General features: G+C 38.5%; 24 protein-coding genes and 1 other annotated feature. Of the genes, 9 read left to right on the plus strand and 15 right to left on the minus strand.

Annotated features, from left to right (window positions below; translation table 11 throughout):
* Positions 1–4: 4 nt before the first annotated feature.
* The 5 genes from metG to ABC255_RS26390 form a co-directional block, all read right to left on the minus strand.
* The gene (gene metG, locus ABC255_RS26370; RefSeq protein ID WP_412998093.1) at positions 5–1,648 is read right to left on the minus strand and encodes a methionine--tRNA ligase; all 1,644 of its coding nucleotides are present in this window, start codon (positions 1,646–1,648) and stop codon (positions 5–7) included.
* A 243-nt stretch (positions 1,649–1,891) separates the two neighbouring features.
* Positions 1,892–2,167: a binding site (T-box leader), on the minus strand.
* Between the two features lie 74 nt (positions 2,168–2,241).
* Entirely contained in the window at positions 2,242–2,373 is a 132-nt protein-coding gene (locus ABC255_RS26375) for a hypothetical protein (protein ID WP_412998094.1), read from the minus strand.
* Positions 2,374–2,452: 79 nt separating this feature from the next.
* The gene (locus tag ABC255_RS26380) at positions 2,453–2,890 is read right to left on the minus strand and encodes a GNAT family N-acetyltransferase (RefSeq protein WP_412998095.1); all 438 of its coding nucleotides are present in this window, start codon (positions 2,888–2,890) and stop codon (positions 2,453–2,455) included.
* A 12-nt stretch (positions 2,891–2,902) separates the two neighbouring features.
* On the minus strand, positions 2,903–3,772 hold the full coding sequence (locus tag ABC255_RS26385) for an NAD-dependent epimerase/dehydratase family protein (RefSeq protein WP_412998096.1): 870 nt from the start codon (positions 3,770–3,772) through the stop codon (positions 2,903–2,905).
* A gap of 128 nt (positions 3,773–3,900) precedes the next feature.
* A complete protein-coding gene (locus ABC255_RS26390; protein WP_412998097.1) occupies positions 3,901–4,185 on the minus strand; it encodes a YggT family protein in 285 nt (94 codons plus the stop codon).
* Positions 4,186–4,408: 223 nt separating this feature from the next.
* Here ABC255_RS26390 and ABC255_RS26395 point away from each other — a divergent pair, with 223 nt between their 5' ends.
* The 4 genes from ABC255_RS26395 to ABC255_RS26410 all read left to right on the plus strand — a co-directional run bounded on the left by ABC255_RS26395 (position 4,409) and on the right by ABC255_RS26410 (position 8,491).
* Entirely contained in the window at positions 4,409–4,774 is a 366-nt protein-coding gene (locus tag ABC255_RS26395; protein WP_412998098.1) for an SCP2 sterol-binding domain-containing protein, read from the plus strand.
* Positions 4,775–4,944: 170 nt separating this feature from the next.
* Complete coding sequence (locus ABC255_RS26400; RefSeq protein WP_412998099.1) at positions 4,945–5,694, plus strand: DeoR/GlpR family DNA-binding transcription regulator; 750 nt, start codon at positions 4,945–4,947, stop codon at positions 5,692–5,694.
* Positions 5,691–6,617 carry a 1-phosphofructokinase gene (pfkB, locus tag ABC255_RS26405; protein ID WP_412998100.1) on the plus strand — a complete coding sequence of 309 codons (927 nt, stop codon included), beginning with the start codon at positions 5,691–5,693 and terminating at the stop codon, positions 6,615–6,617. The genes ABC255_RS26400 and pfkB overlap by 4 nt, the downstream gene beginning before the upstream one ends.
* 2 nt (positions 6,618–6,619) lie before the next feature.
* The gene (locus ABC255_RS26410) at positions 6,620–8,491 is read left to right on the plus strand and encodes a PTS fructose transporter subunit IIABC (protein ID WP_412998101.1); all 1,872 of its coding nucleotides are present in this window, start codon (positions 6,620–6,622) and stop codon (positions 8,489–8,491) included.
* Positions 8,492–8,540: 49 nt separating this feature from the next.
* On the opposite strand, the gene ABC255_RS26415 is transcribed toward ABC255_RS26410, so the two are convergent.
* Together ABC255_RS26415 and ABC255_RS26420 are read right to left on the minus strand one after the other, a co-directional pair.
* Positions 8,541–9,359, minus strand: a complete 819-nt coding sequence (locus ABC255_RS26415; protein WP_412998102.1) for an HAD family hydrolase — start codon at positions 9,357–9,359, stop codon at positions 8,541–8,543.
* 97 nt (positions 9,360–9,456) lie between these two features.
* Positions 9,457–9,891, minus strand: coding sequence for a hypothetical protein (locus ABC255_RS26420; protein ID WP_412998103.1), 435 nt, complete (start codon positions 9,889–9,891; stop codon positions 9,457–9,459).
* A 463-nt stretch (positions 9,892–10,354) separates the two neighbouring features.
* Between ABC255_RS26420 and ABC255_RS26425 the strand changes: the two genes are divergently transcribed.
* Positions 10,355–10,561: a zinc ribbon domain-containing protein gene (locus tag ABC255_RS26425; protein ID WP_412998104.1), complete on the plus strand. Its 207-nt coding sequence runs from the start codon at positions 10,355–10,357 to the stop codon at positions 10,559–10,561.
* 47 nt (positions 10,562–10,608) lie between these two features.
* On the opposite strand, the gene ABC255_RS26430 is transcribed toward ABC255_RS26425, so the two are convergent.
* Positions 10,609–11,016 carry an NUDIX hydrolase gene (locus ABC255_RS26430; protein ID WP_412998105.1) on the minus strand — a complete coding sequence of 136 codons (408 nt, stop codon included), beginning with the start codon at positions 11,014–11,016 and terminating at the stop codon, positions 10,609–10,611.
* A gap of 97 nt (positions 11,017–11,113) precedes the next feature.
* Here ABC255_RS26430 and ABC255_RS26435 point away from each other — a divergent pair, with 97 nt between their 5' ends.
* The 4 genes from ABC255_RS26435 to ABC255_RS26450 all read left to right on the plus strand — a co-directional run bounded on the left by ABC255_RS26435 (position 11,114) and on the right by ABC255_RS26450 (position 14,151).
* Complete coding sequence (locus ABC255_RS26435) at positions 11,114–11,263, plus strand: hypothetical protein (protein ID WP_412998106.1); 150 nt, start codon at positions 11,114–11,116, stop codon at positions 11,261–11,263.
* 217 nt (positions 11,264–11,480) lie between these two features.
* A complete protein-coding gene (locus ABC255_RS26440; RefSeq protein ID WP_412998107.1) occupies positions 11,481–12,734 on the plus strand; it encodes a dicarboxylate/amino acid:cation symporter in 1,254 nt (417 codons plus the stop codon).
* A 231-nt stretch (positions 12,735–12,965) separates the two neighbouring features.
* The gene (locus ABC255_RS26445) at positions 12,966–13,589 is read left to right on the plus strand and encodes a chromate transporter (RefSeq protein WP_412998108.1); all 624 of its coding nucleotides are present in this window, start codon (positions 12,966–12,968) and stop codon (positions 13,587–13,589) included.
* Positions 13,590–13,608: 19 nt separating this feature from the next.
* Positions 13,609–14,151, plus strand: a complete 543-nt coding sequence (locus ABC255_RS26450) for a chromate transporter (RefSeq protein ID WP_412998109.1) — start codon at positions 13,609–13,611, stop codon at positions 14,149–14,151.
* Between the two features lie 29 nt (positions 14,152–14,180).
* Here ABC255_RS26450 and ABC255_RS26455 read toward each other — a convergent pair whose 3' ends face one another.
* The 7 genes from ABC255_RS26455 to ABC255_RS26485 form a co-directional block, all read right to left on the minus strand.
* On the minus strand, positions 14,181–14,894 hold the full coding sequence (locus ABC255_RS26455; protein WP_412998110.1) for a response regulator: 714 nt from the start codon (positions 14,892–14,894) through the stop codon (positions 14,181–14,183).
* Positions 14,887–16,497, minus strand: a complete 1,611-nt coding sequence (gene dcuS, locus ABC255_RS26460) for a DcuS/MalK family sensor histidine kinase (RefSeq protein ID WP_412998111.1) — start codon at positions 16,495–16,497, stop codon at positions 14,887–14,889. The genes ABC255_RS26455 and dcuS overlap by 8 nt, the downstream gene beginning before the upstream one ends.
* A 153-nt stretch (positions 16,498–16,650) precedes the next feature.
* Positions 16,651–17,538 carry a hypothetical protein gene (locus tag ABC255_RS26465; RefSeq protein WP_412998112.1) on the minus strand — a complete coding sequence of 296 codons (888 nt, stop codon included), beginning with the start codon at positions 17,536–17,538 and terminating at the stop codon, positions 16,651–16,653.
* Positions 17,539–17,691: 153 nt separating this feature from the next.
* Positions 17,692–18,207 (minus strand): TetR/AcrR family transcriptional regulator, encoded by a 516-nt coding sequence (locus ABC255_RS26470; RefSeq protein ID WP_412998113.1) that lies wholly within the window; start codon positions 18,205–18,207, stop codon positions 17,692–17,694.
* A 136-nt stretch (positions 18,208–18,343) separates the two neighbouring features.
* A complete protein-coding gene (locus ABC255_RS26475) occupies positions 18,344–18,871 on the minus strand; it encodes a DUF3231 family protein (RefSeq protein ID WP_412998114.1) in 528 nt (175 codons plus the stop codon).
* Positions 18,872–18,935: 64 nt separating this feature from the next.
* Positions 18,936–20,639 carry a GMC family oxidoreductase N-terminal domain-containing protein gene (locus ABC255_RS26480; RefSeq protein WP_412998115.1) on the minus strand — a complete coding sequence of 568 codons (1,704 nt, stop codon included), beginning with the start codon at positions 20,637–20,639 and terminating at the stop codon, positions 18,936–18,938.
* Positions 20,640–21,299 (minus strand): hypothetical protein, encoded by a 660-nt coding sequence (locus tag ABC255_RS26485; RefSeq protein WP_412998116.1) that lies wholly within the window; start codon positions 21,297–21,299, stop codon positions 20,640–20,642.
* Positions 21,300–21,401 lie beyond the last annotated feature (102 nt).

Raw genomic sequence — 21,401 nt, forward strand, 5'->3', positions numbered from 1 at the left:
ATAATTAAGCAAGTTTATGGGCTTTTTTGTTTAACTTTTCAAGCTCTTCTCCGATTCTAGATGGATCGATTCTTTCAAATAACGGCTCGACATTTGTGATAACGGTTGGTTTAACAAAAAAAGGCTTCCAGTTCGTTATTGAAATATTGAGCATATCCTTAACTTTTTCGCTCGAAAAGGGAAGAAATGGTGTTAAAATATGCGCTATATTAGCAATGAGATAAACACAATTTGTCAGCGTTTGTTTGCAAGATTCCTCATTCTCATGAACCTGCTTCCACGGTTGTTGTTCATCAAAGTATTTATTAGAAAACCGAACTAGCTCGAAGACTTTCTCTAACCCTTGTTTAAAAGAGGCTTCTTCAATTAATTGTCCTGTTTCTTCATACAAATGATTGACTTTCTCCTGAATAGTTAAAGTTATGACCTTATCGGGAACCACACCATCAAATGACTTTGTAATAAATTTCAACGTCCGATTTACAAAATTCCCATATGCCCCTAATAATTCACTGTTATGACTATAAATAAATTCCTTCCACGAAAAATCTGCATCCCTGCTCTCTGGTGCGTTTATCGTTAAGAAATACCGGATAGAATCAGGATCGTATCTATCTAAAATATCAGGAACCCATACAGCCCAATTCCTGCTGGTCGACAATTTCTTTTTTTCCAGAGTCAAATACTCATTGGAAACAATATGTGTAGGTAATGGTTCCTTTTCGAGTCCAGCTAATATCCCCGGCCAAATAAGAGAGTGAAATGGAATATTATCCTTCCCATGAACGTAATAGGAATTAGTAGATGATTTCCAAAACGCTGAATCATCTTTGCCAGATTCCTTTGCCCAAAGCTTGCTGGCTGTATAGTATCCCGAAACAGCTTCTATCCAAACATAAATTTTCTTGTCTTCATATCCAGCAACAGGCACACTTACTCCAATAGGTAAATCCCGCGAAACGGCTCGGTCCTGTAAACCTTCCTTTAAATATCTCTTCGTAAGAGAAACAGCATTCTCCCGCCAAATCCTATTATTTTCCGCCTTTTGTACATAGTTTTCTAATTGAGCCTGAAATGAGCTTAAGGCAAAATAGAAATGCTCCGTGAATCTTGTTGTAGGGGGATGTCCGCATATTTTGCATCTGCTATTCAGCAACTCAAGGGGCTCTAAGATAGTCGAGCAATGATCACATTGATCCCCGCGTGATGGTTCTTTGCAAACAGGACAAATTCCTTCTACATATCGTTCCGGCAAGAATTGGGCGCATTCCTCACAATAGGTTTGTTCAATTTCCTTTTTATAAATATGACCTTTTTCAAGCAGATCTAAAAAAATCTCCTGAACCAATTTGTGGTGATGTTCAGTGTCCGTTCGAGTATAGCAATCATATGAAAATCCTAATTTTGTAAAACAATCGAGGAATTCCTGGTGATAACGATCTGTAATTACACGAGGTGCAACTCCCTCTTGTCTCGCGCGGATGGTAATGGGTGTTCCATTACTATCGCTTCCTGAAACATACAGTACTTGTTCCCCTTTCAAACGGTAGTATCTCGCTAAAATATCCCCTGGCAGCAAACTTGAAATATGACCAAGATGCAAAGAACCGTTCGCATAAGCCCATGCTCCTCCAATAAAAATACTCATATCGTAAAACCTCCTAGTTAATAATGGCTGTGTTAAAGAAGACTAGTGATTTTAGAACCTGTTGATTGGAGCGGAAGGCGCTCGACTCCTGCGGGATGAACGAGCTGAGTGAGACCCCGCAGGCGCGAAGCTGTAAGGAGGCTCAGGGCGAGCCCGCGGAAAGCGTAGCGCCAGGAGCGCAAATCAACAGCCAAGTTAACACAGCCTTGAAAAAATAAAAAAACCCCGCCATTAACTGTAAAAGTTAAGGACGAGGTTTGATATCCACGTGTTACCACCTTATTTCGCAAATAGCTCACACCATTTGCCTTAGCAAGTACGGAGTAACAAAAATCTACTCTTATACTGTGACATAGATAACGAGTGTCAAAACTCGTCGCAGCCTACTAATACAATAAAGTATGTTCAGTACGAAGCTCAGAGACCATTGTTCAAATGAGTGTTTTTGCTTCTTTTCAGCTACCGAAGCTCTCTGTGAAAAAACCATGTCATTCTACTTTTTCTCTTCTTTGCCTTTATTAAATAAATTTAACCATATATTATTCAATAAATTCGAAAAAGTCAATTTAAATTACATTAAAAATAAAAGATGCTCACTTTTCCTTTTTATTATGAGTAGTGCTATTTGGGTTACCTTCTATAATGACGCGGTCAATATCCAGATAAGGTTTTCCGCGCAGCGCATCGTTAGATATAATCGTTGTATCTTGATCATTATTATTCATTATAACTACCTCCTTTTTGATGGATATATTCCCTCTAGGAGTAGTTTGTGTTAATTCCTGAAATTTACAACCATATCTTTTACAATGAAAAATAGTAAAAGTAGTTAGACTCTTTCTTAAACCCTATTTTTTCATAAAGGCTCTGTGCAGTGACATTATCATGACCTGTCTCTAATGATAATCCTTTTGCACCTGTTTCCTCTGCAAATTCAATCGCCTTTTTTATTAACTTCTCCCCAAAACCCTTTTTACGAGCAGATGCATTTACATATAAATCGTTAAGAATCCAAGACCGTTTCATACTGACAGAAGAAAAAGCCGGATATAACTGAACAAAGCCAACCGGATTACTCTCATCATAAGCAATGAAAACGACCGAATCCTCATTAACTAATCTTTCTTTTAAAAAGGCTCTTGCCCCTTCGATATCAGATTCCTGTTTATAAAACACCCGATAGGAATCAAATAACTCTGTTAAAAAATTAAGTTCATTTAATGTAGCTTTCTGAATACTCATGGTATTCCCCCTTTATGAATAGTGACGAACTAAAGATTTTAAAAGACTATCTAATGATACGAAACGGTACCCCATTGATTTTACAAGACTTGTATTGACTGACCACGCCCCAGGAAGATTATAAGGAGATGGATTACCATCATCACTTATTATGGCTTTCGTGCCAATTAGATTTTCAATAAGCTCCATTAATTCAATTAAACTGATATCTTCCGGAGAGCCTGGATTAACGGGACCTTGATAATCGGACTTTGCAATGCTAAATAAAAATGAAGCTGCTTCGCCTGAGTCAATAAAACTATATCTAAACTCAGGATGTTCAATGAACATCGGCTTTCCTTCTTTCACATGCTCTACATGGAATTGTAAACGATTCGTATAATCGTCCTTTCCAATAATAATCGGAAAACGTACCGCAACCACCGGGAAGTCAGCATTCTGAAAAAGGATCGCTTCGGCTGCTCGTTTTGCTTCCTGATATCCAACATACCCTATGTAATCTCTTCTGGATTTTAAAACAGGCTTGTAAACGAACGGATTGAAACTTTCCTCCACATGATTGGTTCCAAAATCATAAACTGCCTGACTCGATGTAAAGATATACTTTTGAACTTTTCCTTTTAGTTCATTCAGCGTATCAAGAGCTTCTTGTGAGGAATAGCAGGATTGATCAAAAACCACATCCCAGGCCCTATCCTTAAAAGCTTTTTCTAAAGACTGTGCATCTTCACGGTTTATAATCAATCGAGAAACTTGATCTCCAAAGGCGTCGGACGCGAAACCCCTTGTTGCGACTGTAACCTCTACCCCTTCATCGATTAATAATTGTACCAGCCTCTTGCCAACAAATTGCGTTCCCCCAAGTATTAAAGCTGACTTCATCATAATCTCCCCTTTGCATCTTACTATTTTAAGTTTAACTTATTTTACCATTTGAGTGATACCCAAAAGACAGAAATAGGGCCTTACTTACGAAGGTAAGTAAAGCCCTATTTCTAGTACGTTTTTTATTAAAATGCACCGACCATGATTAACAATTGGCTAAGACCCGCTAAAGCAAATCTCCCAATAAAGCTGTAGGCAAATATCGCAATGATTGGAGAGAAATCAATCATACCCAGCGGCGGGATAAACTTCCTAAAGATTGATAAGTAAGGGTTAACCAGCCTGCCAACCAACGACCCTATTTTGGATGTTTGAAATTGCGGGAACCAAGAACCAAAAATATTAATCAAAATTAACCAATAATAAATATCATAGATATAATTTGCTACTACCATTATATTTGTGCCCAAATTTTATTCTTCCTATCTATAAAAATTTTTTCAATTCCGCTACTGTACATATACGTATTATACTCAATAAGGTTTCAAATATATCTATATTTTTAACTAAAATCTTAAAAGCGTAAAAAATCTAAAAAGTTCGTAAAACGTTCACCACCTTAACACTTCCCAATTAGTATTATTAAACTATGAAATATGCTTTGGTTTTACTAATTCTAGGGGGAATTGCTAAATGGCAAAAGCAATAAGAGATTATTCTTTAGAAGACCTAATGGAAAGAATCGAAGAAATCTTCAATCAAAATCCCAGTCCCATTAAAGGTTTTGATGCTGTCGTACAGTATGATGTTTATGGAGAAGAAAAAGGAACCTATCAGCATTATTTTAAAGATGGAAAACTAACCATTAAAAAAGGAATAGAAACCTCCCCAACCTGCACCATGCAGTTATCGTACGATAATTTCAAAAAATTTTTATTAGGAAAACAAAGCGGAACGATGGCGCTGCTTACTGGAAGAGTTCGCGTGTTAGGAAACTTGAGTACCGCCATGAGGATTGAGACCATTTTACGTCGATACAATATTAGAGAACCATTTTAAATTAATTTGGAAATACTATATGATACAAGGATGCTAAGAGGCATCCTTTTTTATTTGGTGTTATTTGAACGAAAAAGAATTCTTTTGAATCTTTTTGATTGATTTTTACAGTTTTCAATTGTAAAATGAGGTTAGTAACAATCATGAAAGCGTTTTAGGAGGCGGTAATAATGTTAGAGCCAGAACGCCATCAAATTATATTAGAAGCATTAAAGGTAAAGAATTCTGTTAAACTTCAAGAACTTGTGGAATTAACAAATTCCTCTGAGTCAACGATCCGTAGAGATCTTATACAGTTGGAACAAGGAAAGTTTCTCAAGAGGGTTCATGGTGGGGCTGCAAGGCTTCAAGGAAAACTGCAGGAACCAAGCATGATTGAGAAATCCTCCAAAAACCTTCAACCAAAACGTCAAATCGCACATTACGCTGGAAGCTTAGTGGAAGAAGGAGACTGTATTTATTTAGATGCAGGTTCAACTATATTTGAAATGATCCCTTCCCTTCCAGAGAACATCGTGGTTGTAACAAACGGATTAACACACGTAAATGAACTACTAGACAAAAATATAAAAACTTTTTTAATAGGCGGCTATGCTAAGCCATCAACGAAAGCCCTAATCGGGCGCGGGGCATTAGATAGTCTAGAGCATTATCGTTTTGATAAGTGTTTTATGGGAGTAAACGGAATCCACTCACAATTTGGCTATACCACACCCGACCCTGAAGAGGCAATGGTCAAAAAATTAGCGATGTCATTATCGCGTGAGGCATTTGTGATTTCGGATGAATCCAAGTTCTCAGAGATTGCCTTTGCAAAAATTGCTGACTTACATCTTGCCACGATTATCACAAATGAACTAGATCCTGATATACAGGAGCACTATCACAGCAAAACTAAAATTAAGGTGGTTACATCATGATTTATACCGTTACTTTAAACCCATCACTTGATTATATCGTAGAGGTAGACCAGGTAACGCTTGGTGAGTTAAACCGAACAAAAAATGAAACCAAATTACCAGGCGGAAAAGGAATTAATGTATCTCAAGTATTAAAAAGATTAGACGTTGACAGTCATGCTCTTGGATTCTTAGGTGGTTTCACCGGTGAATACATTGAAAAATTCCTAACATCCAAAGGAATTCACACAGACTTTGTGAATGTCACGGAAGATACTCGAATAAATGTAAAACTTAAATCGGATAAAGAAACAGAAATAAATGCAAAAGGCCCTAACATTACAAAAGAAAACTTGGAAGCCTTAAAAGGAAAAATCAGAGAACTAACAAGCGAAGATATTCTTGTTCTCGCTGGCAGCATTCCATCTACTATGCCGGAAAGTACGTATGAAGAGCTTGTGAAACTATGTAATGAAACTGGCACGAAATTCGTTGTCGATGCGGAAGGTGAATTACTTAAGAAGGTACTTCCATTAAACCCCTTCCTAATAAAACCAAATCATCACGAGCTGGGTGACTTATTCAATACAGTGATCAACTCTTGTGAAGAAGTCATTCCTTATGCAAAAGAGCTTGTAAGACAAGGCGCCGAAAACGTAATTGTGTCTCTTGCCGAAAAAGGAGCTGTCCTGATTAATAAGGACCAAGCTTTCATTGCCACTAGCCCAAAAGGCGATGTAAAAAGCTCAGTGGGTGCAGGGGATTCGATGGTAGCCGGTTTTATCGCAACCTATGAAAAAACAAAATCAATAGAAGAAGCTTTTCGTTTTAGTGTGGCAGCTGGCAGTGCGACTGCATTTTCAATCGGATTATGCACACGCGAAAAAATGGAAGGCTTGCTCCCTCAAGTACAAGTAGAAAAGTCAAACCTAAGAGGAGAATGATGATGAGGATTACAGAGCTATTAACCAAAGAAACAATCAACCTTTCAATAACTAGTACAACAAAGACCGATGCCATTGAAGAGTTGGTAAGTGTTTTAGACAATGCAGGTAAGTTAAACGATCGCTCAGAATATAAAAAAGCCATTATTAAAAGAGAAGAACAAAGCACAACAGGGATTGGGGAAGGTATTGCCATCCCCCATGCAAAAACAAACGCTGTTAAGCATGCTGCGATTGCGTTCGGTAGATCAACAGCTGGTGTAAACTATGAATCTCTTGACGGTCAGCCTTCTCACCTGTTCTTTATGATTGCAGCTACTGAAGGAGCAAATAATACACATTTAGAGGCACTTTCTCGACTTTCAACGATTCTTTTAAAAGATGAAGTACGTAGACAGCTTTTAGAAGCTAATAGTGCTGATGAGGTCTTAACAATTATTAACTCCCATGACCAGGAAGAAAAAGAAGAAGAACAATCCATGGCTGGTAAGAAACAATTTATTGTTGCAGTAACAGCTTGTCCAACAGGTATTGCCCACACATACATGTCTGCCGATTCACTAAAAGCGAAAGCAGCTGAAATGGGTGTTGATATTAAGGTTGAAACAAACGGTTCTGGAGGAGCAAAAAATGTTTTAACAGCAGAAGAAATTGAGAATGCTGTTGCTGTTATTGTTGCAGCGGACACAAAAGTGGAAATGAATCGTTTCAATGGCAAGCATGTATTAGAAACACCCGTTGCTGACGGGATTCGTAAACCAAAGGAATTAATAGAAAGAGCATTAAAGCAGGACGCTCTTATCTATAGCGGCAGTGGAAAATCCAGTCAGGAAAGCGAACAAACAGGCAGAGGAATCGGTTCGACTATTTATAAACACTTAATGAACGGTGTTTCCAACATGCTTCCGTTTGTTGTCGGCGGCGGTATCTTAATCGCTATCAGCTTTATGTTCGGTATTAATGCAGCAAATCCAGATGATCCAACCTATCATCCAATAGCTGAAGCACTAATGACCATTGGCGGAGGAAATGCGTTTGCCTTAATGGTTCCAATTTTAGCAGGATTTATTGCCATGAGTATTGCAGACCGTCCTGGTTTTGCAGCAGGTATGGTCGGAGGAATGATGGCTGCAAGCGGCGGCGCAGGCTTCTTAGGCGGACTTGTTGCAGGTTTCTTAGCAGGTTATTTAGTTGTTGGTTTGAAAAAGGTATTGTCTGGTATGCCTGCATCCTTAGAAGGAATTAAAACCATTCTTTTATATCCATTACTAGGTATCGCTTTAACCGGATTTATCATGTTGTTTGTTGTCAATAAACCTGTAGGTGCATTAAATACAGCCATTTCTGAGTGGTTATCAGGTTTAGGTACAGGGAACGCTGTCTTACTTGGTATTATTTTAGGATTAATGATGTCATTTGATATGGGCGGCCCGGTTAACAAAGCTGCTTATGTGTTTGGTACAGGATTGTTAGCAAATGGAGTTTATGCGCCAATGGCTGCCATCATGGCTGCTGGTATGGTTCCTCCATTAGCCATTGCGATTGCAACTACATTGTTTAAAAATAAGTTCAACAAGCAAGACAGAGAAGCTGGAAAAGTAAACTATATTATGGGATTATCCTTTATCACAGAAGGTGCAATTCCATTTGCGGCCGCTGATCCACTTCGCGTAATCCCTTCCGTCATGGCAGGTTCAGCCATTGCCGGGGGTCTATCGATGATGTTTAATATTGGTCTTCGTGCCCCACACGGCGGAGTATTTGTAATGCCTCTAGTAGACGGCAACTGGTTACTGTATTTATTAGCAGTTGTGATTGGTGCTATTGTGTCTGCATTATTAATGGGCTTCTTGAAAAAGCCAGTAACAAATTAAAACGAAAAAAAGCCTAATTTCCCTAATCTATGGGAAATTAGGCTTTTTCTTACTTTACTAGTATTTCGGTATGGAGATTAAGCAAATGACGAACTGCATGGGCAAAGCCATCTTCATCGTTTGATTTTGTAACGATGTCCGCTTTTTGCTGCACATGAAGCGGAGCATTTGCCATTGCAACCGAAGTGGTTGCTACCTCGAACATAGCAAGGTCATTACCACCGTCACCAAATGCATAAATTTCTTCAAAGTCTAGATTCATCATTTTTTGGTATCTCAATAATGCTTTTCCTTTATGTGCTTCATTTGAAGTGATTTCCACATTATTTGGGAATGAAGAAGCCATTGAAATTTCAAACTTACCCTCAAGAGCCTTCTTAACCTCTTCGACTTTTTCTAATTCATCATGGTGTGTTAAAGCTATTAATTTATAAATTTTCAACTGATCTTTTTCAAGAATTTCATCATAGTTGAATTCTTCAAAAAGCACATTGAGTTCTTCTTTGCTTTTTTTATGAAGCGGGGGTAAAGTGGATGGAAATCCCCCATAATTGGTATAGACTAATATTCCAACACCTAATCCCTTTAATATAGAAAAAATCTCTTTATACATTTCATGCGGTATAGTAGCCTCATATAACAGCTCTCTTGCTTCCGAGAATAAAACAGACCCGTTGACACAAAAAATAGGAATCTGTAAATTTTCTAACGCTTTTATTTTAATGACATCGCCATAAGCACGTCCTGTGTTCAAAATAACAGAATGACCTTCTTCAAGTAATTCATTCATAGTTTGCAGGCTGGCTTCAGATATATCATGTTCAGAATTTAACAAAGTACCGTCTAAATCGATTGAGAAACATTTCATTGTGTAATCTTCCTCTCCCCTATCTTTCTTAAAGACTACTATATCAGATATTCAATAAATAAAAAAAGTTTAATTCTGGAAGCAAATGACAGGGACCTTAAACTGATTGCCCCTTGTCATTTTTTCTTTCTTTTAATATATCCTGAATGATTTCCATATGAAAAGCGGCCCATGCTTTTTCGCGGAAGTGGATAATCACACTGGCCGCAAGCACAATAATGTAAAGGATACTAAAACCAGCCCATAACCATTTTCCCTCATGAAATAAATAGGTAGATAATTGCTTTGAAAATAAAAGTAACAACCAGGGCGCAGAGGAAACCAAAATAGGAATCATTCCCGATCCGTTATATTCTTTTATCATTCTGTAATGAATTAATTGCAAGGTATTGCTGTCAAGCGACTTGTAAAGCGTTTGGATATCTTCAATTTCTTGATATTCCTTCAAATCTTTGATGGCAGCGCCATTTTGCACAGTACTTCTCAAACGCAGAAAAACCTTATGAGCATCTCCTTTTGTAGAAAAAATCAATAGCAAAACCCCTCCCTGTATATAGGGTTTCCTAGAGGTCTATTCTTTTATTACAAATTTTAATCAAACGTTTGATTAGTTTTACAAAACAAAAAGAAGCGTGTTAATCTACGCTTCTTTTGTTAATAGAGATATTATTCTCCTTCGTTAACGATGATTTTGTATCCTTCTTGCTTAGGTCCATCTTCGTAAACTTCTCGTGATACTATGTAGAAAGTTTCCTCTTTATCGTCAGTGATTACCATTTCACTTGGACTTTTATCAACGGCTGCAGACGTCTAGGCTGAAATACCCCATACCTAACATTGAAACATCAAATGCCACGTTCATCCCTCTTTTCTAGTTTTATTGCATTTTACCTTTTTTCATGTGATGGTACAAGCTAAAATGTGTGATTATTATGAAACATTTTGGATATCCATTTCGTAAATAAAGGGAAAGGTTCATATCAGGGGGGATTTCAATGAGCGAAAAAGGATGTATCAAATGTGGGTCTAGAGAAACAGGACAAAAAGAAGTTGCCATGACTGGGACTGGATTATCAAAACTATTCGATGTTCAACACAACACGTTTATCGTTATCTTCTGTAAAAACTGTGGGTATTCCGAGTTTTATAATAAGAACTCATCAAAGGCTTCCAATATCCTCGATTTATTTTTCGGTGGGTAATAAGCGGTACCTGTTGAAGGTGCCGCTTTAACTTTTTATATGTATCTTCAAAAGCCAATATAAAAGGGATGCATTTTCTCATCTAAACAATACTCAATTCTTTGCTTAAAATTATTCCAAGTGACCATTTCCAATGCCTCCTCTACTGGAAAGAAGCCTACTTCTAAACTCTCCGGACTGGTTGTTAATTCCCCGCCCACAGGTTTCCCTAAAAATAATGTGTTACAAATGGATACCTCTATATTTTGAAAGATTCCACAAAACTTAATTACCTCAATATCGATTCCAGATTCTTCTTTGGTCTCCCTTATTACAGCGTCCGTTAAGGATTCCCCTTCTTCTACCTGACCACCAGGCATTTCCCAGCCTCTTCGCGGACCTTTAATCAGTAATAACTCATTCTTTTCATTTAAAACAATGGCTGCAGCAGAAACGATATGTTTTGGTACGGTCATTTTTTCTCCCCCACTCTTTAACTATAGATTTAATCTAAACAATATCGTTGAATTTGTCATTTACTTTTCAACCATACTATTCATGGAGGTGTAAATAATGCCAAAAAATAATCCAATTGAATTTACAGGTAAGGTCCTTAATCAAAGAAACCAGCTAACTGGTCCGGATGATTCAGGCAAGGCAGGTTATCCTGAACGACCGAAGAATGTTTCTATTCAGGACTCAGCAAGTAAAAAGGAGCAATAATCTTTCAGACGAGCTGCCTAAGGCAGCTTTTTCTATGGCAGCAGCCTCCTCCATTATCCTACCATCAAAAACTATTTACGACTCTTTCTGCTTACTTTAATTACAAAACGATTTATAAAGTATTTTAAACTATTTTAATTGTTCACAGAATTATAATATATTGATAATTCAATAAAATGATATCGTTTTCAAAAATCATAAATAGGAGGCGTGGAGAATGAAAATTAATTTTAAGAGTCTCACTACCCAGGTAATTCTGGGAATTCTTCTTGGTATTGCAGTCGGATTTGTTTTTCCTGAGATTGGCTCACAACTAAAGGTTATTGCAGATATTTTTATTAAACTAGTGAAAATGGTAATCGCTCCAATTATCTTCCTGACCATCGTCATTGGAATCGCAGGTATGGGAGATTTAAAGAAAGTTGGTAAAATTGGCGGTAAGGCTTTACTTTATTTTGAAATCGTATCCACCATCGCTCTAGCAATCGGAATTATTGTGGCTAATATTATTAAGGCCGGAAAAGGAATTGACGCAGAAGCAGGAAAAGGCGACATCTCCCAATACACAGAAAAAGCAGCCGAAACCAGTCACGGGTTTATGGATTTCGTATTATCAATTATTCCTGATAGCTTTATAGGCGCTTTTGCAAATGGAGAGTTATTACCAGTACTTCTCTTAGCTATATTGTTCGGAGCTTCTTTGGCCCACTTAGGTAAAAAAGGAAAACCTGTTCTTGAGTTTTTTGAAAAAACGGCTGAGGTGTTCTTCGGAATCGTTAATATCATTATGAAGGTTTCTCCATATGCAGCATTTGGTGCTATGGCTTACACGATTGGAGAATTTGGAGTTGAATCATTATTCTATCTAGGCAAATTGATGGGCTCCGTTTATATTACAATGGCTTTATTCATTGTTTTCGTTCTTGGCGGTATTGCTAAAATGTTCGGGTTCAGTATCTTCAAATTCATTGCTTTTATAAAGGAAGAAATCCTTTTGGTAGTCGGAACTTCATCCTCTGAAGCTGCGCTGCCAAAAATGATGGAAAAGTTAGAAAGATATGGCTGTTCAAAGCCAGTGGTAGGTTTAGTACTCCCAACAGGTTATTCCTTTAACCTTGATGGAACTTCCATTTATCTCTCGATGGCAGCATTTTTCATCGCTCAGGCCTACGGAGTGGACCTAAGTATTTGGCAGCAAATCACGCTTCTTGCCATACTAATGTTGACTTCAAAAGGAGCAGCAGGCGTAACAGGATCAGGTTTTGTAACACTAGCAGCCACTCTGGCCGTATTCCCTTCTATACCTGTAGAAGGAATGGCGCTTATACTAGGTGTTGACCGATTCATGTCAGAAGCACGCGCCATCACAAACCTCATCGGAAACGGCGTAGCCACCGTCGTCATTTCCAAAACAGAAGGCGAATTCAAACCAACCCAAGAGGTATCAAGCAAAAAACAAATCACAGCCTAACCCTACAAAATGTGAGCCCTCCGGCTCACATTTTTCATTTATTCCCTTCTCCCCTTTCCTTCACTGTCCGCCTGAGGCGGACAGTGTCCACGGGCGGTGCCTGTCACCAAGTTGGTCACCAAATTACATTTGTTGCCATTTACCCATCTTATTTATTTTGGTACCTTTATATATGGTGCAAGATACATAGAAAGCACGCTTTCTTTAGTTTTTGTGGAGAGAAGGATTTTTATGAGTGTTGAATGGAAGTTGGTATTTGAGATTTTTTGGACGTTTTTTAAGATTAGTCCTGTGACGTTTGGCGGGGGATTTGCGATGGTTCCCTTAATTATAAAAGAGATAGTAGAAAAGAGAAAATGGTTAACAACTGAAGAGATTACGGATGTTATTGCTTTATCTCAAACAGTTCCAGGTGCTGTTGCTGTAAATTCAGCGACCTTTATCGGTTATAAAATTGGCGGGATAAGAGGAACTTTAGCCGCTATGATTGGTGTTTCGCTGCCAACTTTTTTAATCGTTCTCTGCTTAGGAGTTTCCTATTTTTACATGGCTGATAATCCAAAGCTAGAAGCAGCCTTTGTATCTATACGCGTTACGATTGTTGCAATCATTGTGTATGCTGCCATTAAAATAGCAAAAACAGCGATATTTGATAAGACTACATTTTTCATTATGGCAGCGGGAGTTCCAGCTCTATTTTTCATCCATCCAATTGTAGCAATCTTTCTTGCAGCGCTCACGGGATTAATCGTCGTTTCCATTAAGAAAAAGTTAGGCTATTTGATTGAAATGAAGAATAGTAAAGAAGAAGACCCAGCAAACGACCCTGAATATTACATGGGTGCCGGGATTTAAGAATAAGGAGGTGAACGGAATGGTGTTGTGGGAACTTTTTCAAACCTTTTTTATTATGGGATTTGTCTCATTTGGCGGTGGTTATGCAATGATCCCTATTATTGAATCAGCTGTAACAGAATACGGATGGATATCTTCAGAACAGTTGACGAATATCATAGCAATTGCTGGTATGTCGCCTGGACCTGTTGCTTCTAATAGTGCCATTTTAATAGGATATACAGCAGCAGGCATAAGCGGTGCTTTCGTATCGGCAATTGCCATTTTACTTCCTTCGCTAATCTTGGTAATTTGTGTTGCAGCCTTTTTCTTAAAATTGCACCATAATCCAGTGGTTGAGAAAATGTTCTATGGTTTAAAACCTTTAGTAACGAGTTTAATTATCTTTGCTGCAATTAAATTTGTACTAGCCAATAACCTGATTACCATTGATTTATCCTTCCGTTCACTAAGCTTAGTTATCATCTTCGGACTATCCCTTTTTGCTTTATTAAAACTTCGCTGGAATCCAGTTTATGTCATTCTACTTTCCGGCTTGGTGGGCGTAGCCCTATATTCTTGAAAAAACAAAAAGTGGCAATCGCCACTTTTTCATAGATACATAGATACTTGATTTAGCTTGTCCTTCTTTAATGTGTAAAAATAAACCGGTCTGCCAATTCCATAAGTTAATGATTCCTCTAAAACTCCAAGCTGGGTTAGATATTTCAAGTATTTTCGCACTGACACTCTCGAAATATATGTACTTTCGGCAATCTCGTCGGTAGAAAAAAGGGTTCCATCCTTCGATTTAATCACATTAATAATGATCTGCAGCGTACTATTGGTTAACCCTTTGGGTAAAGTTTGTGTCATCTCCCTAGAAGGGCTTTGATCTCCCTGAAGAATCCCTTCATCTAGATCTTCCTGTTTAAAAACTTGTTTTTTCTCAAATAAGGCAGTTTTATCTTTGTATCTCTCCATTGCCTGACTAAACCTCTCAAACTCAAATGGTTTGATTAAATAATCGACTGCTCCAAGCCGCAAGGCTGTTTGTATTTTTTCTCTGTCTGCTGCCGCTGTGATGAGAATAACATCGACTGCCATCTTACGTTCTCTAATATAATGAAGCAGTTCGAGACCATTCATACCTGGCATATAGACATCAAGCAAAATGAGGTTAACCCTTTCCTTTTCAAGAAACTCTTTGGCATCCTTTACCTTATGAACAATGCCAGATAAACTAAAACCTTTTATTTCTTTTAGATAACGTTTATTAAATTCAGCTACCATCGGATCATCTTCCACTATCAGAACCTTAATCATGATTTCCCCCCTTAACCTCATACGGAATGGTTATATGAATCTCTGTTCCAAGCAAAGATTTAGAATCAATGGTCATTTCTCCGCCTAAGTTTTCAATGCTTTTTGTAACGAGAAAAAGGCCAAAGCCACGGTTTTCCCCTTTTGTGGAATACCCCTTTTTAAGTATATTCCTTTGAATCTCTTCAGGAATTCCGGGTCCTGAATCCAAAACCTCCATTGTTAAAAGTTTTTCCGAATAATGAAGGGTAACATCAAGTGTTTTATCGATAGAATCAGCCATAGCCTCAATCGCATTATCTAATAAATTACCAAGAATGGTGATTAACTCATGGGTAATCATAGGGTTTGCCGGCTCAGGTATGGTCGTATGAACCTCTATGTTAAACTCCACTTGCTCTTCCCTGGCATAACTTAATTTCCCCATAAGAAAGCCAGCCAGTGCAGGGTCTTTAATAAGTTGTGCAATGTTTCCAAGCTCCTGGTTGTGGTGGCCGACTAACGTTCGAATATAATCAGATAGCTCACCGTAACACTTCATTTGAACCATTCCTAGGATTACATGGAGACGATTCATAAATTCATGCGACTGGGAACGGAGTGCTTCGGCATAGGTTTTCACACCTGTTAATTGCTCAGCCAATTGATTAATATCTGTCTTATCCCTAAAGGTTGAGATTGCCCCAACCACCTCGCCATTTACAAAAAGCGGAACTCGATTGACCAGGATAGAAACCCCGTTAATCATTTGCTCCTCATCTAGTTCAGGCTTTCCCTTCTCCAAAACTTGATTAAGTTTGGTTGAAGGCAGATACTCATGGATTTTCATTCCAACCGGGTCCTTAGGAAGCCCCGCCTTTTTAAAAATTTGCCTCGCTGATCGATTAACCAGCGTAATGGTTTGTTCATTATCAACTGCAATGATTCCCTCATGTACAGACTGAAGCATGGTACTCCGTTCCACAAAAATCTTGGCAATCGCAAAAGGTTCGAGTCCAAACAGGATTCTCTTAATATACCTAGCTAGTAAAACAGCACCAATGATACCAACAAGCAAACCTAGTACTGTAACTGTGAGAATACTTCGATGGCTTTTACCCAGGGCTGCTTCTACACTTTCCAAGGAGATGCCAACTGCAGCGACACCAATCTGGTCACCAGTCACATTGTAGATGGGTGTAAAAGCACGTAAGGATTCGCCTAATGTCCCATTGGAGCTTGATACATACTCTTTTCCTTTAAGTGCCTCCAATTCATCTCCGCCTACGAAATGTTTCCCGATTTGTTCTGGATCCCGGTGTGATTTCCGTATTCCATTCATATCCATAACGACTATAAACATCATGTCAGTTGCATCTTGAATACTTTTCGTATACTCTTGGATTTCCATCGATTTTTGGTCATCCTCTAATGCCTCGATAATAAGGTGAGAGGTTGCAATTGACCTCGAAACCATCCTCGCCTTCTCTTCCTGATGTTTTCGTATATTTTCACTAACGGTAGTACTAATCAATAAATCCGTAATCATTAAAGATACAAGTACCACTAAACAAACGAAGAAAATGATGACCGTGCTTAATTTAAACTTAAACGCCTGAGTCTGCACATGAAATCCCCCACTTTCCACTCTATTTATTATTTTAGCAATATTTGCACTAGTAGGGGAAAAAATAAATTATTATACAAGAAGCTGCAGTGACCGAGGACCCGCTGAATTTGTCTTTACGGTCACTCCAGCATCTCTGCCTTCTTATTTCGGTCAATCCAGTACCTTAGCAGTGACGGTGATTTCTCTTCTTTTTTTAATCAGAAACCTACTAGCTGCACATACAGTTCCAAACCAAATTAGGAAAAATAATAATGCAATGACGGGTAATATGTTTAACTCAAAAACAGATTGCCCCAATGCAGTTTGGATCCCTAACAGTAATACCATGAGCATCCAAGCAATGCTGCCAGAATGAATCAATATCTTTTTATATTTTTCATTGACCTGTGCCTTTTCCAAAAGCCAGGCAGGGAGAATTAACGTTTGTAATGCGTGGAATCCTACTCCATGTAAAACAATTAAATTACCAGCTCCCCCTGTAAGGCGGTCTTGAAGAAGAATCATCCATATTCCTGCACTATTTGCTGCTAAGACTGAGAGAAATGCATAACGAATCCCAATTATCAGTAATGGACGTCCATGAGGTTGTTTCATACGTAAAAAATGAACCATAAGCACAATAGTTAGTGCTACAAGTACTAATGAAATAACCCCAAATAGCATTCCGGCAACGATATCGACTAACGTCCCTTCACGTGAAAATCTTGGATTAATGCCTCTAAAGTTTTGAAGTGTTTCAATCGTATATGAATATATGCTTGCGAAGATAAAGAGCCAGCGAACCACTTTTCTTTTTCTTGCTCCAAATCTCGCAAGGGGCAGGATGGCAGCGATAGATAGAATAAACATGCCGATAGCAGCATTAAAAGAAAAAGCATCTCTCATATTCCCTTCTGGTGCAATGATAGGGTCGTTAAAAATGATAAAAATAGAAATGCCCGCCGATAGTAAAAAACCTATTAACCCTGTGATTATAAGAGCTCGTTCTCCTTCAAAAAGCTTAACAGAGGGTTCATTTTCAATTTGGTTACCTTTCAATACCTTCCACATAAAAATCCCTACTTCCCTTGATTTATTTATCAATCAATAAATAGCACTTCAAAAAAATATCGACCACAAAAATTTCCGCTTTATTTATTTATCAGTCAATAAATAAAACTTCAAAAAAAGGGGAGTTGCCCCGCTTCTTTTTTAACAATGATTTTTCCCATGAGTTAATTGCGGCAGATTCAATACTTCAGCTAAGGTTATTAATAGCCCTGTTCCAATAAAATGCGCAGCAGTTTCCTTTGCATTTGGAATACCTGCTTTATCAAATTTCAAAGTTAAGGATTCAAAAATCCTGAGAAACAAGCTGCTGACATGCTCACGAATCCCGGGCTCAGAAATGGCATGTGCCTGCATAACCATCAATACTTCATCACGATGTGTTTGGATGATTTGTTCAAACGCATGCCCCATCGTTTCGATTAGCTCATCCGCAGGTGCTTGAACCTCAGCAAAAGTATCATAGATGCGTCCAAAAGCACGATTGATTACTGCCTTGAATAATTCTTCCTTGTTTTCAAAAAAGTGAAACACATAAGGCTGTGTCACTCCAGCAGCCTTTGCCACCATTGCAGTGGTGGCTTTATAATACCCCCTTTCAGCGAAGACCCCTACAGCATTTTCTATGATGATTTCTTTTTTATCTTCTCGTACTGCCACGTTTGCTACCATCCTTATTTATTTATTGATTAATAAATAAATTTTAGTTAATCCAAACATTAATGTCAATGGGCATTTAATTTTTTCAAATAAAAAAGCCTCAGATAATTTCTGCGGCTTAATTTACGTTATAAACCTATGCTTTGTAATTAGGGGGAATCCGAAGCCACTTATGTTTATCCAAATACTGTTTTACAGTTAAACCCGCTGCTGTTTTCCTCAACATAATTTTTGAAAAAATTAATCCAACATCAGCTCGAATAGATTCAGTAAGCCCTTTAGAAGCATAATTAACTCCCATTGCTAAATTGTATGACATTAAATTAGCCATTTCTTCATCATTTAATTTAGCCCCCTCTGGTATACTCTTAAAATCACCAATCGGTTTTTCCGACGTCGTCTGAGGAAAGGGGACCCCTTCCTTCATGAGGAACTCTTTAAGCTCTTCTCGAATCGGAATATGCACGGTTTCTCTTATATCCTTTAAAATTTGTTTTAATTCCGGGTCTTGAGCAAGATTATAGCCAATTTCCTCATTACGCATCGTTGTTTCAGTACCTAAAAGAAAAAACCATAAATTTGAAACCTCCATCACATTTAAAGGTCTTTTCTCGCCATCCATAAATGGTTGAAATATATCTTGAATTAGGTCAAATACTTTCATATAAGAAATCCCACCAAACTTTAATTATTATGTTGGTAGCTTATCCATTTATTAGATGAATATGCTAATGGAAATACTTCTGAAATATTTTTTCCGCTGTTCGAGTAGCTAATGCCTGCGTCGTAAGGGTAGGATTAACTCCACCAAGACTATTAAAATGAACGCTGTTGTCAGCGATATATAACCGTTTTACTTGAAATGATTCGCAGTCCTGATCAACGACGAAGCCCATACGCATCGTACTTTCTATATGAATCATCATTCCTGCCGGCCAATTTGTCCAAATTACTTTTTTGGCCCCTGCCTTCCTTAACAGGTCTGCTGCTATATTAACGAGTTGACTCCGTTTCCTGCGTGACTGCTTAGTTGGCTGGTAGCTCACAACAGGTACAAATCCATTTTCGTCACGAATTAACGGATCGAGAGTAACCCCGTTCCGCTGGTCCACTTCATCATCGGTACTGACTAAAATATTTAACGTTCTACGGTAGGAATCCATTGATTCTACCAATTTATGGCCGTATAGACGCCCCTTTATATCCCATGAATCATTCATGCCAGGCTGGTTTAAAAAAGAGTATCCAGACTCACTCACCGCATAGAAGGAAGCTGTTAAGCCCGGACTCATCCCAACCGACTGCAGTGCTCCAAGTCCGGGATAATCCATCCTAGCCCCGCATGTATTCCCTACAAAGGGGTTAATATCTGAAGTTCCCAATATTGGGATTAAATCATTTTCATCAAATATCCCGGATACCCAATCCATATAATGATTAACCAACCCTCTTCCTACCCACGGATTATCAGGCAGTCCTGAATTTAACCAAAGCCGTGGACTTTCAATGCTTCCGGAAGCCATCACAATGATTCCTGCCCTTAGCTCTTCCTGCTCCCCCGTCCAGGTATCTCTAATAGTTACTCCAATGGCATGCAGCCCTTTTGACGGGTTATTTTCTGTTAATATTTTTATAACAAAGGCATTAGGTCTTATACAAACATTTCCAGTCTTTAAAGCAAGTGGCACATAGCTGACATTCGTGGACCGTTTTGCAATTTTTTCAATAGATGGACCATGTGGACATCCGTTAATGCAGTGCCCAGCAAGCGTGCAGCCTTCCATCCAGGATAATTGTTCGTCAGTGATGTTTGGATTTGTGATATTTTCATTGGGAGGCAAAATGGCATTCGGCTGCGGCCTATATCCTGGACCTGTTACATCCAGTGTAGGAATCAAATTCCATCCTGCCTTCTTTGCACCATAATAAAATAATTCTTCTTTTGCCGTCGTGGCCGCGAAGTTCACCGGTAATGTCGCTTCCACCTTTTCATAATATGGTACAAGTTCCAGGTAAGAAACCGGCCAGACATTATCAATTGCCGCTGGATAGGCACGGGGACAGTTAGCCGTATAGGTTTGGGTGGTTCCTCCAACACCGGAGCATTGCCAAATTACGCCTTTTTGATTAGCGTTACGAAACCATTGTGGACGACTACGATCCGCCGGGCCCCATCGAAACCTTCCTGAAACTAAATCATTCATATTCATTTCGAACTTGTTTAATAATTGCTTATAGAGCATGACATCCAAGTCATCTTTTGTGGAACTGGATACTCCTCCAGGCTGTAAATTTGGAGTGGGCCACTTTTTATTCCCGTACCAGGGACCAGCTTCTAAAACCAAAACCTTTAATCCCAATTCACCCAGCTCTTTTGCTATAACCGCTCCTCCGCCCCCAGCACCAATTACAATCACGTCTTGATTAGCCATTTAATGATCCACCTTCCTGTGCTGGATGATTGCTAAGAACCCCCGAAAATCCCGGTATCCAAAGGATGGACCTGGATATTGGGCCTGGAACCATCCAGGTGGAAAATATTCGACTCTTCTATATTCAGGAGATAATAGTCGTGTTGTTCCATACGCTGTCCATTCTGAATAGTGTCCAAACATGGGAAGTTCATTTAGTACATCCATCATATTTCTAACGAGTCCCGGGTTATTTTTGTATGGAATGCTCAAGTTTTCAAGATTAATGTCTAGTCGTTCTATTAGGGTAATCGCCCTTAACCTATCTATTGGCGAAAGTGCAGAGAAAGGACCCCCGCTAGGATATGCGGTTCCATTTAATGGGTAAAGAATCTGCCCCTTTTGGATTAACCTTGCCGCTCCTACGTCCAGCAATTTAGCAGTGGATTTCGACATGGAACTATTAGCAAACTTAAGCTGCTCTTTTACAGGGAAAGCAATTGAATGATCTAATATCCAAATAACATACTCATAAACATGTAATTCCTGTGCTCCGGCCACATGAACAGTTCCACTATAATCTTTTTGTTTAAGATGGGGTGGGATGATAGCATGAACTAGTGACTGAAAAGTGGATATGATATAAGGATTTAAGGTTCCATTCCTTCCACTTGCTTCCAAATTTCCCCCACCTCCTTATTAAAGAATGTTTCTTGCCCTTCATATTAATATTTATGTTTTCATTCTTCTATGTATGGAAATTAATTAGTAAAAAAACAGTCC

Source organism: Neobacillus canaveralius (assembly GCF_047237705.1).
Taxonomy (GTDB): Bacteria; Bacillota; Bacilli; order Bacillales; family Cytobacillaceae; genus Neobacillus; species Neobacillus niacini_K.

Coding starts and splice junctions, on each gene's coding strand:
- metG (WP_412998093.1), bottom strand. CDS start 1,648: ATGAGTATTTTTATTGGAGGAGCATGGGCTTATGCGAACGGTTCTTTG.
- ABC255_RS26375 (WP_412998094.1), bottom strand. CDS start 2,373: ATGAATAATAATGATCAAGATACAACGATTATATCTAACGATGCGCTG.
- ABC255_RS26380 (WP_412998095.1), bottom strand. CDS start 2,890: ATGAGTATTCAGAAAGCTACATTAAATGAACTTAATTTTTTAACAGAG.
- ABC255_RS26385 (WP_412998096.1), bottom strand. CDS start 3,772: ATGAAGTCAGCTTTAATACTTGGGGGAACGCAATTTGTTGGCAAGAGG.
- ABC255_RS26395 (WP_412998098.1), top strand. CDS start 4,409: ATGGCAAAAGCAATAAGAGATTATTCTTTAGAAGACCTAATGGAAAGA.
- ABC255_RS26400 (WP_412998099.1), top strand. CDS start 4,945: ATGTTAGAGCCAGAACGCCATCAAATTATATTAGAAGCATTAAAGGTA.
- pfkB (WP_412998100.1), top strand. CDS start 5,691: ATGATTTATACCGTTACTTTAAACCCATCACTTGATTATATCGTAGAG.
- ABC255_RS26410 (WP_412998101.1), top strand. CDS start 6,620: ATGAGGATTACAGAGCTATTAACCAAAGAAACAATCAACCTTTCAATA.
- ABC255_RS26415 (WP_412998102.1), bottom strand. CDS start 9,359: ATGAAATGTTTCTCAATCGATTTAGACGGTACTTTGTTAAATTCTGAA.
- ABC255_RS26425 (WP_412998104.1), top strand. CDS start 10,355: ATGAGCGAAAAAGGATGTATCAAATGTGGGTCTAGAGAAACAGGACAA.
- ABC255_RS26430 (WP_412998105.1), bottom strand. CDS start 11,016: ATGACCGTACCAAAACATATCGTTTCTGCTGCAGCCATTGTTTTAAAT.
- ABC255_RS26435 (WP_412998106.1), top strand. CDS start 11,114: ATGCCAAAAAATAATCCAATTGAATTTACAGGTAAGGTCCTTAATCAA.
- ABC255_RS26440 (WP_412998107.1), top strand. CDS start 11,481: ATGAAAATTAATTTTAAGAGTCTCACTACCCAGGTAATTCTGGGAATT.
- ABC255_RS26445 (WP_412998108.1), top strand. CDS start 12,966: ATGAGTGTTGAATGGAAGTTGGTATTTGAGATTTTTTGGACGTTTTTT.
- ABC255_RS26450 (WP_412998109.1), top strand. CDS start 13,609: ATGGTGTTGTGGGAACTTTTTCAAACCTTTTTTATTATGGGATTTGTC.
- ABC255_RS26455 (WP_412998110.1), bottom strand. CDS start 14,894: ATGATTAAGGTTCTGATAGTGGAAGATGATCCGATGGTAGCTGAATTT.
- ABC255_RS26475 (WP_412998114.1), bottom strand. CDS start 18,871: ATGAAAGTATTTGACCTAATTCAAGATATATTTCAACCATTTATGGAT.
- ABC255_RS26480 (WP_412998115.1), bottom strand. CDS start 20,639: ATGGCTAATCAAGACGTGATTGTAATTGGTGCTGGGGGCGGAGGAGCG.